Here is a 16,593-nt window from a genome sequence, read left to right on the forward strand (position 1 = left end):
CCTGCGAACCTTACCGACCGGAAAGCGGGCGTCCGGACCGCGCCGGTCGGCTGGGGCGGGGCCACCGTGCCAGATCCACCCCCGGACCGGGCGAAGCGGTTCGAACGGTCGTGCAGCACCAGGCTGCCACAACGGCGCGAGCCGGTACACACCCTGCACGCGTCACGACGGCCTGGTCGCGGGCCGAACCCCTTGCCCCGCCGGACGACGTCCCCTACGGTGACCATCGAAGCGCTTCGACCGCACTGCCGCGGCGAGGCGCCCGAACCGGGGGCGACGGACCTGCCGTCCCCGACGGACCGCTCGCCGGAGAGCATCCCGACGGGCGACGGACCTGCGCGACGAAGGGCATCCCCGTGACTCCATCCCGACCCACCCGACTCCTGGCCATCGCCGCCACCGCCGCGCTCGCGGCGTCCCTCGCGGCCCCCGCGAGCGCGAGCACCGGCACCGACCTCGGGACGAGTCGACCGGCGCCCACCCCGCCGTCGGCAGCCGCGGTCGTCGCCGCGATGCAGCCCGGCTGGAACGTCGGCAACTCCCTCGACGCCGTCGGCGCGGACGAGACGGCCTGGGGGAACCCCGCGATCACCCGGGCACTCCTCGACGAGGTCGAGGACCAGGGATTCGAGAGCGTCCGGATCCCGGTGACGTGGGGCCAGCACCAGGGCCCCGCTCCCGACTTCACGATCGACCCGGCCGTGCTGGACCGGGTCGAGCAGGTCGTGGACTGGGCGGTCGACGAGGACCTCTCGGTGCTCCTCGACGTCCACCACGACTCGTGGATGTGGACGCACCAGATGGGCTCCGACCACGACGCCGTGCTCGCGCAGTTCACCGCGACGTGGGAGCAGCTCGCGGAGCGGTTCCGCGACCAGCCCCGCACGGTGCTCTTCGAGAGCATCAACGAGCCGCAGTTCGCGGGCGTCGACGACGCGACCGCCTACGCGTTGCTCGACGAGCTCAACACCGTGTTCCACGACGTCGTCCGCGCGTCCGGCGGGCGCAACGCCGACCGCGTGCTCGTGCTGCCCACGCTCCACACCAACGCCGACCAGGGTCGGCTGGACGCGCTCGTCGAGACCTTCGACGCGCTCGACGACCCGAACCTCGCGGCGACGTTCCACTACTACGGCTACTGGCCGTTCAGCGTGAACGTCGCGGGCGGCACGCGCTTCGACGACGTGGCCCGGGCCGACATGGACGGGACCTTCGCGCGCGTCCACGACACGTTCGTCGCGCGGGGGGTCCCGGTGATCCTCGGCGAGTACGGGCTCCTCGGGTTCGACCGGCACACCGGCACGATCGAGCAGGGCGAGAAGCTGAAGTTCTTCGAGCGGCTCGGCCACCAGGCCCGGACGACGAGGATCACGACGATGCTCTGGGACAACGGCCAGCACCTCGACCGCACCGCGCTCACGTGGCGCGACCCCGAGCTCTTCGAGCACGTCTCCACGAGCTGGACGAGGCGCTCCGGCACGGCCTCCACGGACCAGGTGTTCGTCCGTGCCGGCGCGGTGGCGGCGCAGACGGTCGTCCTCGAGCCGAACGGCACGCGGTTCCGCGACCTGTACGACGGGAAGAGGAAGCTCAAGCAGGGGCGCGACTACACGCTCGTCGGGGACGACCTGACCCTCTCGGCCGCGCTCCTCGACCGCCTCGCGGGTGACGGGTCGCTCGGCACGCGCACGGAGCTGCGCGTGAAGTACTCCGGCGGGCTCCCGTGGTGGATCGAGGTCGTCGGCGCCGACGTCCCCGTCCTGGGCGACGCGTCCGGCACGACCGACGACTTCGCGGTCCCGACGCAGTTCCGCGGCGACCGCCTCGCGACGATGGAGGCCCGCTACCCCGACGGGACGAACGCCGGCCCGCACGGGTGGACGTCGTTCAAGGAGTTCGACGTGGCGTTCGCGCCGGACGCGGCGGCCGGGGAGATCGTGCTGCGGCCCGCCTTCTTCGCCGAGGTGACCGACGGCGTCCCGGTGACCCTCGCGTTCCACTTCTGGAGCGGCGAGGTCCTCGAGTACACCGTCCGGCGCGACGGCACGACGGTCACCGGCTCCGCGGGCTGACCGACCGGCGGGGCCGGCGGTGGGCGTGGCGTCCGCCGGCCGGTCCCGTCAGGGTCAGCCGACGCCTTCTCCTGCGCCCGGCGGCACGGAGCTCACGGACGGTGCGCCCTCGCCGGTCGTCGCGGAGCCGGGGGAGGCCGGCTCGGTCGGCGTCCCCAGCCCCGGCGGCGGGGACGTGGGGGGCTGCGTGGGCGTCTCCTCGCCTCCGCCCGACTCCTCCGGCGCGGCGGCGAGCGCCGCGCGCGTCTGGGCTCCGGGACGGCCGTCGACCGTGAGGCCGCGCGCCTCCTGGAACGCCCGGAGCGCCGCGACGGTCGGGTCGTCGAGCGTCCCGGTGACCTCGACGTCGACGCCGTGGGCCCGCAGCCGCTCCTGGACCCACGTGGCCGTCGCGTCGTCGGGCTCCGTGGTGGTCTCGGGAGCCGGGGTGTCCGTGGGCGTCGGGGCCGGTTCGGGGGACGCGCTGCCGGTCGGAGCCGGGGCCGGTTCGGTGACGGGCGGGGCAGCCGGCGCCTCCGCCGGGCGCTCGGACGTCGCCGACGGGCGGGGCTCGGGCTCCTCCGCCCCGGGCTCGGTCTCGGGCGGAGGGATCCGGGTCACGACGGGACGCGGCTCGTCCGGGCGCGGCACGACCGTCGGGTCCGTCCCCGCGTCCCGTTCCTCGGCGGCGCTCGCCGGGACGACGACGGGCGGCGAGCCCCCGGTCGCGGCACCCACCATCCCCGCCGCCGCGACGACGAGCGTCACCGCACCGGCTCCCGCGACGACCGCTCCCCAGGGCAGTGCCGGGCGAGACCCCCGACGGGCACCGTGGCGCCTCGTGGAGGGCACGCTGCGGGAGACGTCGGCACGGGCCGGGGGGTCCTCTCGGGACGCGTCGGTCAGGTCGGGACGGCCGTGCACCTCGCCTCCTTCCAGCGCGGTCGGGACCGGCGGACGCGCAGCGCGCAGCCCGCCGAGCGGTCGTGTCGGGCACACCAGACTGCCCCATGCCGGACCGCCCTGTCACGCGCGCGGACGTGACCTGCGACGACGCACGAGGACCGACGCCCGCACGCGCGGTGCGGCCGTCGCCGTCCCCCGCAGGTCGCAACCCGGGTTCCCCCGCGCGGCCCAAGACGCGGCCCGGTCGCGCCCACGAGCCTGGTGGGACCGCACGGAGAGCCCGTGCGGCCCACCGGAAGGGGGACTCCGTGCCCGCTGTCCAGATCACCGGTCTCCGCAAGACCTTCGGCGCGTTCGACGCCGTCCACGACGTGACCTTCGCGGTCGAGCCGGGACGCGTCGTCGGGCTGCTCGGGCCGAACGGCGCCGGCAAGACCACGACCCTGCACGTGCTGCTCGGGCTCGCGGCGGCGACGTCCGGCACCGCGACGGTCCACGGCCGCGCGTACCACGACCTGCCCGACCCGACCCGCACCGTCGGCGCTCTCCTCGACGCCGGGGGCCTGCACCCCGGACGCACCGGACGCGACCACCTGCGGGTCCTCGCCGCCGGGGGACGGCTCCCGGCGCGCCGCGTCGACGAGGTGCTCGCGCTCGTCGGCATGACGCCCGCGGCCGACCGCCGCGTGCGGACCTACTCGCTCGGCATGCGCCAGCGCCTCGGCATCGCGGCGGCGCTGCTCGGCGAACCGCGGGTGCTCGTGCTCGACGAGCCCGCCAACGGCCTCGACCCGGCAGGCATGCGCTGGCTCCGCGACCTGCTGCGCGGGTTCGCCGACGACGGCGGCGCCGTGCTGCTCGCGAGCCACGTGCTGTCCGAGGTGCGCCAGGTCGCCGACGACCTCGTCGTGATCGGCCAGGGGCGCGTCGTCGCCGACGGCCCGCTCGACGTCCTCGTGAGCGACCGCTCGCTCGAGGACTACTACCTCGACCTCACCGCGACGACCGAAGGAGTCCGCTGATGTACCGCGCCGAGATCCTCAAGCTCCGCTCCACGCGCGCCGCGTGGGTGATCGGGGCCGTCGCCCTCCTGGGGATGCTGCTCGTCCAGGGCTTCCTCGTCGCCCTCCCCCGCGTCCTCGGGAGCCTCGGGTCGATGGGCACCACGACGCCCGGCCTGCCGGCCGACCTCGAGCCCGACCTCTCCGCGCTCGCGGACCCCGCGCAGGCCGCGTTCCAGCGGACCGTGCTCGACGTCCTCGCGACCGGGGGCGGGAGCGGCGGGTCCACCGGCATCACCGCCGTCTGCATGCTGCTGCTCGGCGTCCTCGCCGTGACCACGGACTTCCGCACCGGCGGCATCGTCCCCACGGCGCTCGTCCAGCCCTCCCGGGTGCGCGTGCTCGCCGGCAAGGCGGGGGCGACCGCGACCGTCGCGCTCGTCGTGGGGCTCGTGCTCGCCGTCGTCAGCGCGGCCGGCCTCCTGGTCGCCCTCGCGACCACGCCGGGCGCGCGCCTCGAGCTGTCGCCCGCGGAGGTCCTCGGCATCTGGGGCCGGGGCCTCGTCGTCCTCGTGCTGCTCGCATGGTTCGGGCTGGCCGTCGGCACGCTCGTGCGCCACCAGGTCGGGGCGATCGTCACCGTCGGGGCGCTCGCGCTCGTCGAGCCGCTGGTGCAGGCCGTCGTGACGCTGCTGTCGAGCGGGCAGTCCGCAGCGGCGGCGTGGCTCCCGCTCGGCCTCGCCTCGCTCGCCACGACGGGTCAGGGCGCGGCCGAGCTGCTCGGTGGGAGCGCACCGTTCGGCGCAGGGGTGGCGCTCGCGGGCCTGTGCGCCTGGGTCGTCGTGCTGCTCGGCGGCGGAGCCCTGACGTTCCAGCGGCGTGACCTGGTGTGAGCCCACCGCCACCTAGGGTGGGCGCATCGACCTCACCCGCCCGCCGACCCCGGAGACGTCCGTGACCCTGACCCTGCGCCGGTGGCTCGCCGCTCTCGGTGTGCGCACCGAGAGCGGCCGGGACGCCGTCCTCGCCGGCGTGGTCGCGCTCGCGAGCGTCACGCTCTTCCTCGGCGTCGAGCGGGTCGTCGCGTCCGACGCCGGGAGCACGTTCGGGGCCGGACCGGGCGCCGTCGTCGTGACGGCGGGCGAGCGCGCCGCCGTCCTCGCGGTGCTCGTCCTGCAGGCGGCGTGCCTCGTCGTCCGGCGCAGGTACCCGGTCGCGTGCCTCGCCCTCACGGTCGGCGGGCAGGTCGCCCTCCTGGTCCTCCTCCCGTCGTACCTGTCGTTCCAGGCACCGGCGACGCTCGTCGCCGCGTACTCGGCCGGCGCCTACGCGCCGCGGCGGCGGGGGCTCGTCGCCGCGGCCCTCGCGGCCGCCGGTCAGGCGCTGGTCCTGTTCGCGCTCGGCGGGGTGGGCACGCTCGGGACGAGCGGCGCCGCCTATGTCGCGCAGGCGGCCGGCGCGCTGGTCAACGCGCTCGCGACCTACCTCGTCGCGGCGCTCGTCGGGGAGTACGTCGCCACGCGCCGGTCGCTGCTCGCCGAGCTGCACGACCGCGTGCAGCGCGCCGAGCGCGAGCGCGAGGCCCTGGCCGCGAGCGCCGTCCTCGAGGAGCGCGGACGCATGGCGCGCGAGCTGCACGACGTCGCCGCCCACCACCTGTCCGGCATCGTCGTGCAGGCCGCGGCGGCGGAGCGCCTCGTCGACCGGGACCCCGAGCGGGCCAAGGAGTCGATGCGCCGCATCCGCGCGCAGGGCCGCGAGACGCTCGACAACCTCCGCCTCGTCGTCGGCCTCCTGCGCGGGTCCGGCGACGTCGAGCCCGCGCCGCAGCCGACCCTCGACGACGTGCCGGCCCTGCTCGACGACGCGCGGGCGGCGGGTGCGGTCGTGCGCGACGAGGTGCGCGGCGACCCGTGGGAGCTGCCGCCCGCCGCGCAGCTCACCGTGTTCCGCGTGCTCCAGGAGGCCCTGTCGAACGCCCGCCGGCACGGCCCCGGACGGCCCGTCGAGGTGCTCCGGGAGTACGGGGCGACCGACCTCGTCCTCACCGTCCGCAACGCGGTGCCCGCGGGCATCCCCGCGTCGGCGGGCGACCCACCGGGGCACGGTGTCATCGGCATGACGGAGCGGGCGACGATGGTCGGCGGCACGCTCGCGGCGGGCCTCCTGCCCGACGGCGCGTGGCGCGTCCGCCTCACGGTCCCGCGCTCGGCTCCCCCCGACCGCCGTGCGGCACCGGCGCGGCCGTCGGCCGGCGGGGACACGACCGCCACGACCACGACCACGACCACGACCAGCAAGGAGGCCCCGTGACCCGCGTGGTGCTCGTCGACGACCAGGCCGTCGTCCGCGCCGGCTTCACCGTGATCCTCGAGAGCGAGGGCCTGGAGGTCGTCGGCGAGGCGTCCAACGGGGCCGACGCCGTCCGCGTCGCCCGCCGCGAGCGACCGGACGTCGTGTGCATGGACGTGCGCATGCCGGGCGGGGACGGGATCACGGCGACGCGCGCGCTCGCCGGGCCCGACGTCGCCGACCCCGTGCCGGTGCTCGTCGTGAGCACGTTCGACCTCGACGACTACGTGTTCGGTGCGCTCGAGGCGGGCGCGAGCGGGTTCCTGCTCAAGGACGCCGAGCCCGACGTGCTCGTCGAGGCGGTGCGCCGCGTCGCGTCGGGAGACGGGCTGGTGGACCAGTCCCTCACACGCCGCGTCATCGACGAGTTCGCGCGGCGCCGCTCGCCCGCCGCGCGCGACGACGGCGCCGCAGCGCTCCTCACCGCGCGCGAGCACGACATCGTCGCGCTGCTGTGCCGCGGGTCGTCGAACGCGGAGATCGCGACGGCGCTCTTCCTCGAGCCGAGCACCGTGAAGTCGCACCTGAGCCGCATCATGACGAAGACCGGCGCGCGCGACCGCGTGCAGCTGGTCGTGTGGGCGTACGAGCGCGGGATCGTCACCCCCGGGACGTGATCCCCGGGCGTGCGGCGGGCCGCGGGACGCCGAGCCGCGCGTCGACCGGTCGGGCCGCGACGTGGACGAGCGGGGGCCCCGGCGGCAGCGGGAGGCCGAGGCGGTCGAGCGCGTCGGTCGACAGGTGCTCGACGCTCCCGCGCCGCAGGGTCCAGGGCGGGTGCTCGACGGGGATCCGCCACGTCCGCCCGGCGCGCACCGCGTACGCGGCCCAGCGCGCGGTGAGCCACCGCGCGAGGCCGGACGACGCGTCGACCTCCTCGTGCGCCCGCACGCGGGCGTCGAACCGGACGGGCGCGGTTCGCGACGACGCCGCGAACCGGTACCGCAGGACGTCGTCCTCCTCGCCGGTGACGGCAGCGCGGCAGCGGTGGTAGGGCACCCCCGCGAGACGGGTCGCCGCGACGAACGCGGCGCGCTCGCACCACAGCGCGGAGAACCACACGCCCTCGCCCCCCGCGGCGTCCCGCACGTAGACGCGCAGGTTGAGCTCGCCGAACGTCGACCACCCCGGGACCGCCGGCAGCGCTCCGAGCCGCACGTCCTCCATGCGGAACGGCACGAGGCCGACGTACGTCGCACCGTCGTGGGTCTGGACCCGCAGGTCGGGGGGCAGCAGCCGCTGGACGACGGCCGGGTCGACGGTCCAGTGCAGGAACGTCAGCGCCGCCCACCGCTGCGTCGTGACGGGGAACCTGACGGCCGCGTCGGGGGCGGCGGACGTCACGAGCCCCGTGCCGCGTGCCCTGCGGCCTCCGCCGCGACGCGCAGGTCGGAGACGAGCGCGTCGAACGCCTCGTCCCAGCCCGACCGGTCGCGCAGGCGCAGGAGCGCCGAGGGGTGCGTCGTGACGACCACGAGCGGAGCGGCGTCGCCGGTCCGGGTCTCCTCGGCGGGGCCGTCGTCCGGGTCGAGGACGCGCCCCCTCTCCGCGGTGACGCGCACCGGCCGGCCGAGCACCGCGCGGGCGGCCGTGGCGCCGAGCGCGACGACGACGCGCGGGCCGACCGCGGCCACCTCGGCCTCGAGCCAGGGCAGGCACGCGCGCACGTGCGCGACGTCCGGGGTCTTGTGCAGGCGCCGCTTCCCGCGCTGCTCGAAGCGGAAGTGCTTGACCGCGTTCGTGAGGTAGACCCGCTCCGGCCCGATCCCCGCGGCCTCCAGCGCGTCGGCGAGGACACGGCCCGCAGGCCCCACGAACGGCTCGCCCTCCTGGTCCTCGCGGTCGCCGGGCTGCTCGCCCACGAGCACGAGCGGCGCGTCGTCGGGCCCCCGGGAGAAGACGGCCTGCGTCGCGTCGGCCCACAGCTCGCACCCCCGGCAGCCCTGGACGGCACCCGCGAGCGCGTCGAGGTCCCGCGCGGCGGCGCCGTCCGGGACCCATTCCTGCGCGCCGGGACGGCGGGGCGCGGCGGCTGCGCGGGACGGGCTCATCTCCACACCGTGCGACGGACCGGGCGGTCTCGCACGTCGTCGTGGAGGTCGACCCGGGCGGAGGACGTCAGAAGGAGCGGATCAGCACGCCCTGGAGGAGACCCAGCACGACGTTCAGGATCGCCGCCGCCCCGAGCGCCGTGCCCGCGGCCGCGAAGCCGGTCCCGGGCGCACGCCGGCCGAGCACGACCAACCCCGTGATCACGGCGACGAGCGCGAGGACGACGGAGAGGATGCCGTGCCCCGCCTGCAGGACGACGTACGAGGTCGAGGTGAAGCTCATCGACCGGAGCACGACGGGCAGGGCGAGCGTGTAGACGGCGCCCACGACGACCGTCGCGACGCCGGCCCAGAACGACACGAGGGCGAGACCGGACCGGCGCGGCGCAGAGTGCGGTGGCGCGACGAGCGGGACGGCGGGACCGCCGTCGTACGGGTGGGGGGCCGCGCCGTACGGGGACGCGGGTGGTGGGGTCTCCGGGACGCTCATGCCGCCATCCTGCCGGAGATCACGCCGGCGCAGCGGCGACCCGCCGCCCGCGGACGGCGCGCCGCGGTCAGGAGCCCTTCGGCCCGCCCTCGGCGAGGTCCTCGGACTCGTCGGGCTGGTAGACGCAGACCACGAGCGCGTCGGGGCGGACGCTCACGTCGAGACGCTCCGACGGCTCGATGACGTCGCCGTCGAGCTGGCGCGGCTGCTTCCGGTCCGAGACGACGGAGATCTCCCGACCGCGCACGACCTCGCGGCTCGGCACGCGGCTCTTCCCGCGCACCACGCCCCACAGCAGCTGGACCCAGTGCTTGAGGCTGCGCGGCGCGATGATCGCGACCTCGAGCTGCCCGTTGTCCGGCTCCGCGTCGGGAAGGAGGTTCGTCCCGGCCTGGAGCCGGCCCACGTTCCCCACGACGACCGTCCGCGCCCGGCGGCGACGGGCCGTGCCGTCGACCGTCACCTCGACGTGCATCTCGTCGTCGGCGAGGTGCTTGAGCGCGGAGAACACGTACGCGATCGAGCCGGCGCGCGCCTTGAGGGCCGTCGGGGCGTCGTCCATCATCGCGGCGTCGAGACCCATCCCGGCCATGACCGCGAACACCTGGCCGTCGACCTCGCCGACGTCGATGGTCCGGCGCCCGCGCTCGAGGGCGATCCGGATCCCGTCGACGGACCGCGTCGGGATGCCGAGGTTCGCCGCGAGCAGGTTGCCCGTGCCGCCCGGCAGGATCGCGAGCGCCGCGCCCGTGCCGGCGAGACCCTCGATGCACGCGCGCACCGTGCCGTCGCCGCCCGCGACGAAGACGACCTCGGCGCCGTCCGCGACGGCCTGACGCGCCTGGCCCGTCCCCGGGTCCTCCGCCGTGGTGTCGAACCACGCGGGCTCCGGCCAGCCCGCCTCGGCGAGCGCGTCGGCGATCTCCTGGCGGAGCGCGTCGAGCCCCTCCACACGGTTGGGGTTGACGATCACCGCCGAGCGCAGCGGGCGGTCGTCCTCCCGCTGCTCGACGGCGGGCTGGACGGTCTCGGAGGCCTGCGGGTCGTTGGGCACACCTGAGTATGGCGAGGTCGGCGCCTCCGCGCGCTCCCGGCGGGGTCCCGACGTGATTCAGAGGGGCTTTCCGGCGGCGGCCGGCGGGGACCGACGGCGGTCCGCCGGCCCGGACACGGCTCGGCGGCCCGTGCCGGCTCCGGCAGCGCGAGCTGCCGAGGAGCGCGGCCGGGCCGCCGGGCCGTCACCGACCTCAGGCCGTCAGGACCTCCGTCGCGAGGGTCAGGCCGTCCCCGTCGGGGTCGCGGTCCACGCGCACGACGTCGCCGTCGGCGACGTCCCCCGCGAGGAGCTTGCGCGCGAGGCGGTCGCCGATCTCGCGCTGCACGAGGCGGCGCAGCGGGCGCGCGCCGTACGCGGGGTCGAAGCCCTCGAGCGCGAGCCACTCGCGCGCGGCGGGCGACACGTCGAGCGTGATGCGCCGTTCGGCGAGACGGGCCGCGAGACCCTTGACGCTGAGGTCGACGATCCGGCCCAGCTCGTCGAGCGTGAGCGGGTCGAACACGATGACGTCGTCGAGACGGTTGAGGAACTCCGGCTTGAAGCTCGCGCGCACCGCCCCCATGACGGCCTCGCGCTTCGCCGCGTCCTCGAGCGTCGGGTCCACGAGGAACTGCGAGCCCAGGTTCGACGTCAGCACGAGCAGGACGTTGCGGAAGTCGACGGTGCGCCCCTGGCCGTCGGTGAGCCGACCGTCGTCGAGCACCTGGAGCAGGATGTCGAACACCTCGGGGTGCGCCTTCTCGACCTCGTCGAGCAGCACGACGGAGTACGGACGACGGCGCACCGCCTCGGTGAGCTGACCGCCCTCCTCGTACCCGACGTACCCCGGGGGCGCGCCGACCAGGCGGGCGACGCTGTGCTTCTCGGAGTACTCCGACATGTCGATGCGGACCATGGCCCGCTCGTCGTCGAAGAGGAAGTCGGCGAGCGACTTCGCCAGCTCGGTCTTGCCCACGCCGGTCGGGCCCAGGAACAGGAACGACCCCGTGGGACGGTCCGGGTCGGCGACGCCCGCACGCGAGCGCCGCACGGCGTCGGACACCGCGGACACCGCGGCGCGCTGCCCGATGAGGCGCTCCCCGATGACCTCCTCCATGTGGAGGAGCTTCTCGGACTCGCCCTGGAGCATGCGGCCCGCGGGGATGCCGGTCCAGGCGGACACGACCTCGGCGATCTCGTCCGCGCCGACCTTGTCGGCGATCATCGGTGCGGGCTCGGCGCCCGCGACCGCGTCGGCCGCGTCGACGGCGGCCTCGGCGCGCTCGGCCTCGTCGAGCTCGCGCTGCACCTGCGGGATCTCGCCGTACTGCAGGCGTCCGGCGGTCTCGAGATCGCCCTCACGGATGGCGCGCTCGACCTGGACGCGCAGCTCGTCGAGCTTCGCGCGCAGGTCCCCGACGCGGTTGTGGCCGGCCTTCTCGGCCTCCCACCGTGCGGTGAGGGACGACAGCTCCTCCCGACGGTCGGCGAGGTCGGCACGCAGGCGCTCGAGACGCTCGAGGCTCGCCGGGTCGGTGGACTCGGAGAGCACGACCTCCTCCATCTCGAGCCGCGTCACGGCGCGCTGGAGCTCGTCGATCTCGACCGGTGACGAGTCGAGCTCCATGCGCAGGCGCGACGCCGCCTCGTCGACGAGGTCGATGGCCTTGTCGGGGAGCTGGCGTCCGGTGATGTACCGGTCGGACAGCGTCGCGGCGGCGACGAGGGCGGAGTCGGCGATGGTCACCTTGTGGTGCGCCTCGTACCGCTCCTTGAGCCCGCGCAGGATGGCCACCGTGTCCTCGACCGACGGCTCGCCGACGAAGACCTGCTGGAACCGGCGCTCGAGCGCGGGGTCCTTCTCGACGTGCTCGCGGTACTCGTCGAGCGTCGTGGCGCCGACGAGCCGCAGCTCGCCGCGCGCGAGCATGGGCTTGAGCATGTTGCCCGCGTCCATGGCGCCTTCCCCGCCGGCACCCGCGCCCACGACCGTGTGGAGCTCGTCGATGAACGTGACGACCTCGCCGTCGGACGAGCGGATCTCCTCGAGCACCGCCTTGAGCCGCTCCTCGAACTCGCCCCGGTACTTGGCGCCCGCGACCATCGCCGCGAGGTCGAGCGACACGAGCCGCTTGCCCTGCAGCGACGTCGGGACGTCGCCCGCGACGATGCGCTGGGCGAGCCCCTCGACGACGGCCGTCTTGCCGACGCCGGGCTCGCCGATGAGGACCGGGTTGTTCTTCGTGCGGCGCGACAGGACCTGGATCACGCGGCGGATCTCGGAGTCGCGGCCGATGACGGGGTCGAGCCGGCCGTCGGCGGCAGCGGCCGTGAGGTCGGTGCCGTACTGCTCGAGCGCCTTGTAGGTGCCCTCGGGGTTCGGACTCGTCACGCGTGCGCTGCCGCGGACCGCGGGCAGCGCGGAGCGCAGCGCGTCGGCCGGTGCGCCGGCCTGCTGGAGGATCGTCGCGGCCTGGGACGAGCCCGCGGCGAGGCCGATGAGCAGGTGCTCGGTCGAGACGTACTCGTCGCCGAGCCCCTGCGCCTCCTTCGCCGCGTTCTCGAGCACGGCCGACGTGGCGCGGGACGGCTGGGGCTGGGCGACGGCGGAGCCGCTCGCCGTGGGCAGCGCGACGAGCGCGGCGCGCAGCCGCTGGCCGATCGCCTGCTTGTCGGCGCCGACGGCGTCGAGCAGGCCGACGGCCACGCCACCCTCCTGGGCGAGCAGCGCGGCGAGCAGGTGGGTCGGCTCGAGCTGGGGGTTGCCGGCAGCGGTGGCGGTCTGGATCGCGTCGCCGATCGCCTGCTGCGACATCGTCGTGAACTTCGTCTCCATCGGTGCTCCGGTGGTTGATCAGGGAACAGGGTCTGACCAGTGGAACGGTCCTCAAGTTGAGTGTATTCCGCTCAACTTGACTCGCCTACCGCTCGCCTGCTGCTCACCCGGCCCTGCGGGCCGGGAGGGATGAAGTCTCCGGACGTTCGTCTCAAATCGGCATCGACCCTCGCCCCCGTGACGGATCCGCGACATGCTGGACGCGTGAACCCCTCGCCGCTGCGCAGACGACTCGGACTCGGCGCACTCCTCGCCACCCTCGCACTGTTCCTCGCCGGGTGCATGAGGATCGACATGGACCTCACGCTCAACGAGGACGACACGGCCGACGGATCGATCGTCATGGCGATCTCCGACGAGACCGCCGAGGCGCTCGGCCAGGACCCGCAGGCGCTGTGGGACCAGATGGGCTCGGAGATGGAGTCCGACCTCCCGCCCGGGGCCACGCAGGAGCCCTATGCCGAGGACGGCTACACCGGCACCCGCCTGACGTACACCGACCAGCCGATCTCCTCCATGTCGGCAGGCCCGACGGACGACCTCTCCATCACGCGCGAGGGCGACGAGTTCGTCGTGAGCGGGTCGATGGACCTGTCCGACGAGGAGATGGGCATGGACGGCACCGACCCGGAGTCGGACGAGATGACCCGCCAGATGATGGAGGGGTTCGACGTCAGCATCTCCATCACGTTCCCCGGTGAGGTCGCGGAGACCAACGGCGAGGTGGACGGGACCACCGTGACCTGGACCCCCGTGGTCGGCGAGGTCACGGAGATCTCCGCACGCGGCTCGGCCGTGGGTGGCGGAGCGGCCGCCGCCCCGGGCGACGGGAGCACCGACGGGTCCGACGACGGCACGACCGACGACGGCACCACGGACTCGTCCGCCGACTCCGACGCCGACTCGGACGCCGGTTTCCCGTGGTGGATCCTCGGCCTGGTCGGCGGTCTCCTGCTGCTCGCGATCATCGGTCTCGTGCTCTGGCTGGTGCTGCGCAAGAAGCCCGACGCGCAGGACGGCAACGCCGCCTTCGCGCAGGGCGGCTACCCCGGCCAGCCGGGCGCCGCGCAGGCGCAGTATCCCGGCCAGTACCCGGGCCAGCCGGGCGCGCCGCAGGGTCAGTACCCCGGCCAGCCCGGTCAGTACCCGCCCGCCGGCTACCCCGGCCAGCCGGGTCAGCCCTACCAGCAGGGCCAGCCCGGTCAGCAGGGCCAGTACCCGCCGCCGCAGGGCCAGCCGGGCCAGTACCCGCCGCAGGGCGGTCCCGGTGGCCCGTACCCCGGCCAGCAGGGTCAGCCCGGCCAGTACCCGCCGGCCCAGGGCGGCTACCCGGGTCAGCAGCCCGGCCGCCCGGGCGCCCCGCAGGGCCCCTACGCGCCGCCGCAGGGCCAGCAGCCCGGACACCCCGGCGCTCCCGGCCACCCTCAGCAGGCGCCGACCACGCCGTACCAGCAGGGTCCGGCACCCACGCAGCCGCTGCCCCCGCAGCCCGGCCCGGTGCCGGCTGCGCCGACCCAGCCGCTCCCGCCGCAGCCCGGACCCGCGCCGTCGGACCCCGGGCACAGCGGCTCCGGGAACGACGACGGGGACGACGAGATCGACGACGCGACGCGGCTCCGCCCGCCGAGCTGACGAGGTCCCCGTCGAACGGAGTACGGCAGGTCGCGAGGTAGTACGGCAGGCACGACCTGCGGCACTACCTCGTGACCTGCGGTGCTACCTCGGCCGCGGAGCGGCTCATCCGGTCAGCCCCAGAGCGGTTCGGCCGGCTCGTAGGCGAGCGCGACGGCACCCAGCCCGGGGTCGACGTCGGCCAGGGTGGCGGGCGACCACGCGGGGTCGCGGTCCTTGTCCACGACCTGGGCCCGGATGCCCTCGACCAGGTCCGGCTGCGTGTCGACGAACCAGGCGACGAGACGGTACTCCTGCTCGAGGGCGGACCGCAGGTCGGCCAGCCCACGAGCGCTGCGCACAGCCGCGAGCGCGACGGTCACGGCGGTCGGGGACAGCGTCTCGAGCTCGTCCGCCTCGAGCCCCGCGGCCTGGTCTCCCGCGACGGCCTCCGCGCGGAGCGCCGCGACGATCTCCGGGACGGTCGCCGCGTCGTAGCAGCGGTCCACGCGCTCCTGCCGGGCCGCGAGCGCCGACGGCGGTGGCTCGATCGCGTGCCGCAGCGCGACGGCGTGCACCGCCTGCGGGTCGAGCGGGTCGACGCCGGAGGTCGCGAGCGCCACGAGGTCGTCGTGCAGCAGCCCGAGGCGCTCGCTGGGCACGTAGTGGTCCGCGAGGCGCGCGTGGACGGCGTCGGCACCGTCCATCGTCACGGCGCCCACGGCGAGGTGCTCGCCCAGCCGCCCGGGCGCCCGGGCGAGCAGCCACGACCCCCCGACGTCGGGCGTGAAGCCGATGCGGGTCTCGGGCATCGCGACCTGCGAGCGCTCGGTGACGACCCGGACCGTGGCGTGGCCGGCCAGCCCGATCCCCCCGCCCATCGTCACGCCGTCCATGATCGCGACGACGGGGACGGGGCTCTCCGCGAGCGCCGCGTCGACCGCGTACTCGCGGCGGAAGTAGCGCCGGGCGTCGGCCGTGCGACCGGCGACGACCGAGGCGTGCAGCTCCCGGATGTCGCCGCCCGCGCAGAGGCCGCGGTCGCCGGCCCCGTCGAGCAGGAGCACGCGGACGGTCGGGTCGTCGCGCCAGGCGTCGAGGACCTGGGCGATCTCGCCGAGCATGTCGTAGCCGAGCGCGTTGAGCGCACGGGGGCGGTCGAGGGTCAGGTGGCCGACGGCGTCGTCGGCGCGCGCGATGATCTGGCTCGTCATCCGTGTCACGGTACCGTCGGGCATGACTTCCGCGACCGGCGACTGGCGACCCGACGTCCTCGGCGACGACTGGGTCGCCCGTGACCTCCTGCTGCCCGACGACGCGGTGGCCACCCTCGTGCGGCGGGCAGGACCCGTCCTCGGTCGGCAGGGGGAGCCGGCCGACGGCGAGGCGGTCGACCGCCCGGCCGTGCTGTACGTGCACGGGTACATCGACTACTTCTTCCAGACCCACGTCGCCGCGGCGTTCGAGGCCCGCGGCTACCGGTTCTACGCTCTGGACCTGCGCGGGTACGGCCGATCCGTGGGTCGCGGCTCGGGTGCGCCGTCGCGCCCCGACGACGACCCGAACTTCGTCACCGACCTCGCCGTCTACGCGCAGGACCTCGACGTCGCCGCGCGCACGGTCCGGGCCGAGGGCCACGACCGCCTGGTCGTGCTCGGCCACTCGACGGGGGGTCTCGTCGCGAGCCTGTGGGCCGACGCCCGGCCCGGCGTGCTCGACGCCCTCGTGCTCAACAGCCCGTGGTTCGACCTCAACAGGTCGTGGTTCTTCCGCGGCCCGGTGACGTGGGCGATCGACGTCGTCGGGCGGTTCGCGCCGCGGCTCGTCGTCGGCCACCTGGACGAGAGCTGGCCGCGCGCGCTGCACGCCAGCACGGGCGGCGAGTGGGACTTCGACCTCGCCTGGAAGCCGATCGAGGGGTTCCCGGCGCGGGCCGGCTTCGTGCGCAGCGTGCGCCGCTCGCAGTCCCGACTGGCCCGCGGGCTCGCGATCGACTGCCCGGTCCTGGTCCTCGCGTCGGCGCGGAGCGGACCGGCGGCGGGGTGGCACGACGAGCTGCTCACGACGGACTCGGTGCTCGACGTCGCGCACATCGTGGACCGCGCACGTCGGCTGGGCGACGACGTCACCGTGGTGAGCATCGAGGGCGGCGCGCACGACCTGGCGCTCTCGGCCGGCCCCGGCCGCGACGCGTACCTGCGCGAGAGCCTCGACTGGCTCGACGCGCACGTCTGAGCCGGGCCGGTCCCCGCAGGCCGG

Annotated in this window: 14 protein-coding genes; 7 read left to right on the forward strand and 7 right to left on the reverse strand. The window is 75.4% G+C overall.

Annotation, left to right across the window (positions count from 1 at the left end):
• Nucleotides 1-356: 356 nt before the first annotated feature.
• The gene (locus tag ACWPWV_RS04585; RefSeq protein WP_454041770.1) at nucleotides 357-2,072 is read left to right on the forward strand and encodes a cellulase family glycosylhydrolase; all 1,716 of its coding nucleotides are present in this window, start codon (nucleotides 357-359) and stop codon (nucleotides 2,070-2,072) included.
• A gap of 54 nt (nucleotides 2,073-2,126) precedes the next feature.
• Here ACWPWV_RS04585 and ACWPWV_RS04590 read toward each other — a convergent pair whose 3' ends face one another.
• On the reverse strand, nucleotides 2,127-2,819 hold the full coding sequence (locus tag ACWPWV_RS04590) for a peptidoglycan-binding protein (RefSeq protein WP_454041771.1): 693 nt from the start codon (nucleotides 2,817-2,819) through the stop codon (nucleotides 2,127-2,129).
• 446 nt (nucleotides 2,820-3,265) lie between these two features.
• Between ACWPWV_RS04590 and ACWPWV_RS04595 the strand changes: the two genes are divergently transcribed.
• The 4 genes from ACWPWV_RS04595 to ACWPWV_RS04610 all read left to right on the forward strand — a co-directional run bounded on the left by ACWPWV_RS04595 (nucleotide 3,266) and on the right by ACWPWV_RS04610 (nucleotide 6,927).
• Entirely contained in the window at nucleotides 3,266-3,979 is a 714-nt protein-coding gene (locus ACWPWV_RS04595) for an ABC transporter ATP-binding protein (protein ID WP_454041772.1), read from the forward strand.
• Nucleotides 3,979-4,851 (forward strand): hypothetical protein, encoded by an 873-nt coding sequence (locus ACWPWV_RS04600; RefSeq protein ID WP_454041773.1) that lies wholly within the window; start codon nucleotides 3,979-3,981, stop codon nucleotides 4,849-4,851. The genes ACWPWV_RS04595 and ACWPWV_RS04600 overlap by 1 nt, the downstream gene beginning before the upstream one ends.
• Before the next feature lie 61 nt (nucleotides 4,852-4,912).
• A complete protein-coding gene (locus ACWPWV_RS04605; RefSeq protein ID WP_454041774.1) occupies nucleotides 4,913-6,271 on the forward strand; it encodes a sensor histidine kinase in 1,359 nt (452 codons plus the stop codon).
• Nucleotides 6,268-6,927 carry a response regulator gene (locus ACWPWV_RS04610; RefSeq protein WP_454041775.1) on the forward strand — a complete coding sequence of 220 codons (660 nt, stop codon included), beginning with the start codon at nucleotides 6,268-6,270 and terminating at the stop codon, nucleotides 6,925-6,927. Before ACWPWV_RS04605 ends, ACWPWV_RS04610 begins: the two co-directional genes overlap by 4 nt.
• Here ACWPWV_RS04610 and ACWPWV_RS04615 read toward each other — a convergent pair.
• The 5 genes from ACWPWV_RS04615 to clpB all read right to left on the reverse strand — a co-directional run bounded on the left by ACWPWV_RS04615 (nucleotide 6,911) and on the right by clpB (nucleotide 12,723).
• Entirely contained in the window at nucleotides 6,911-7,654 is a 744-nt protein-coding gene (locus ACWPWV_RS04615) for a YqjF family protein (RefSeq protein ID WP_454041776.1), read from the reverse strand. The genes ACWPWV_RS04610 and ACWPWV_RS04615 overlap by 17 nt on opposite strands.
• A complete protein-coding gene (locus ACWPWV_RS04620) occupies nucleotides 7,651-8,361 on the reverse strand; it encodes a UdgX family uracil-DNA binding protein (protein ID WP_454041777.1) in 711 nt (236 codons plus the stop codon). The genes ACWPWV_RS04615 and ACWPWV_RS04620 overlap by 4 nt, the downstream gene beginning before the upstream one ends.
• Before the next feature lie 67 nt (nucleotides 8,362-8,428).
• Nucleotides 8,429-8,851, reverse strand: coding sequence for a hypothetical protein (locus ACWPWV_RS04625; RefSeq protein ID WP_454041778.1), 423 nt, complete (start codon nucleotides 8,849-8,851; stop codon nucleotides 8,429-8,431).
• 67 nt (nucleotides 8,852-8,918) lie between these two features.
• Nucleotides 8,919-9,905 (reverse strand): diacylglycerol/lipid kinase family protein, encoded by a 987-nt coding sequence (locus ACWPWV_RS04630; RefSeq protein WP_454041779.1) that lies wholly within the window; start codon nucleotides 9,903-9,905, stop codon nucleotides 8,919-8,921.
• Nucleotides 9,906-10,098: 193 nt separating this feature from the next.
• Entirely contained in the window at nucleotides 10,099-12,723 is a 2,625-nt protein-coding gene (clpB, locus tag ACWPWV_RS04635) for an ATP-dependent chaperone ClpB (RefSeq protein ID WP_454041780.1), read from the reverse strand.
• A gap of 204 nt (nucleotides 12,724-12,927) precedes the next feature.
• Between clpB and ACWPWV_RS04640 the strand changes: the two genes are divergently transcribed.
• The gene (locus ACWPWV_RS04640) at nucleotides 12,928-14,355 is read left to right on the forward strand and encodes an LppM family (lipo)protein (protein WP_454041781.1); all 1,428 of its coding nucleotides are present in this window, start codon (nucleotides 12,928-12,930) and stop codon (nucleotides 14,353-14,355) included.
• A gap of 113 nt (nucleotides 14,356-14,468) precedes the next feature.
• On the opposite strand, the gene ACWPWV_RS04645 is transcribed toward ACWPWV_RS04640, so the two are convergent.
• Nucleotides 14,469-15,548, reverse strand: a complete 1,080-nt coding sequence (locus ACWPWV_RS04645) for an enoyl-CoA hydratase/isomerase family protein (protein ID WP_454041782.1) — start codon at nucleotides 15,546-15,548, stop codon at nucleotides 14,469-14,471.
• Between the two features lie 22 nt (nucleotides 15,549-15,570).
• Between ACWPWV_RS04645 and ACWPWV_RS04650 the strand changes: the two genes are divergently transcribed.
• Complete coding sequence (locus ACWPWV_RS04650) at nucleotides 15,571-16,569, forward strand: alpha/beta hydrolase (RefSeq protein ID WP_454041783.1); 999 nt, start codon at nucleotides 15,571-15,573, stop codon at nucleotides 16,567-16,569.
• The last annotated feature ends 24 nt before the right edge of the window (nucleotides 16,570-16,593 follow it).

Source organism: Cellulosimicrobium sp. Marseille-Q8652 (assembly GCF_965112045.1).

Excerpts from the sequence above, each read along its gene's own strand:
- ACWPWV_RS04600 (WP_454041773.1), top strand. The coding sequence starts at position 3,979 with ATGTACCGCGCCGAGATCCTCAAGCTCCGCTCCACGCGCGCCGCGTGG.
- ACWPWV_RS04620 (WP_454041777.1), bottom strand. The coding sequence starts at position 8,361 with ATGAGCCCGTCCCGCGCAGCCGCCGCGCCCCGCCGTCCCGGCGCGCAG.
- ACWPWV_RS04625 (WP_454041778.1), bottom strand. The coding sequence starts at position 8,851 with ATGAGCGTCCCGGAGACCCCACCACCCGCGTCCCCGTACGGCGCGGCC.
- clpB (WP_454041780.1), bottom strand. The coding sequence starts at position 12,723 with ATGGAGACGAAGTTCACGACGATGTCGCAGCAGGCGATCGGCGACGCG.
- ACWPWV_RS04645 (WP_454041782.1), bottom strand. The coding sequence starts at position 15,548 with ATGACGAGCCAGATCATCGCGCGCGCCGACGACGCCGTCGGCCACCTG.
- ACWPWV_RS04650 (WP_454041783.1), top strand. The coding sequence starts at position 15,571 with ATGACTTCCGCGACCGGCGACTGGCGACCCGACGTCCTCGGCGACGAC.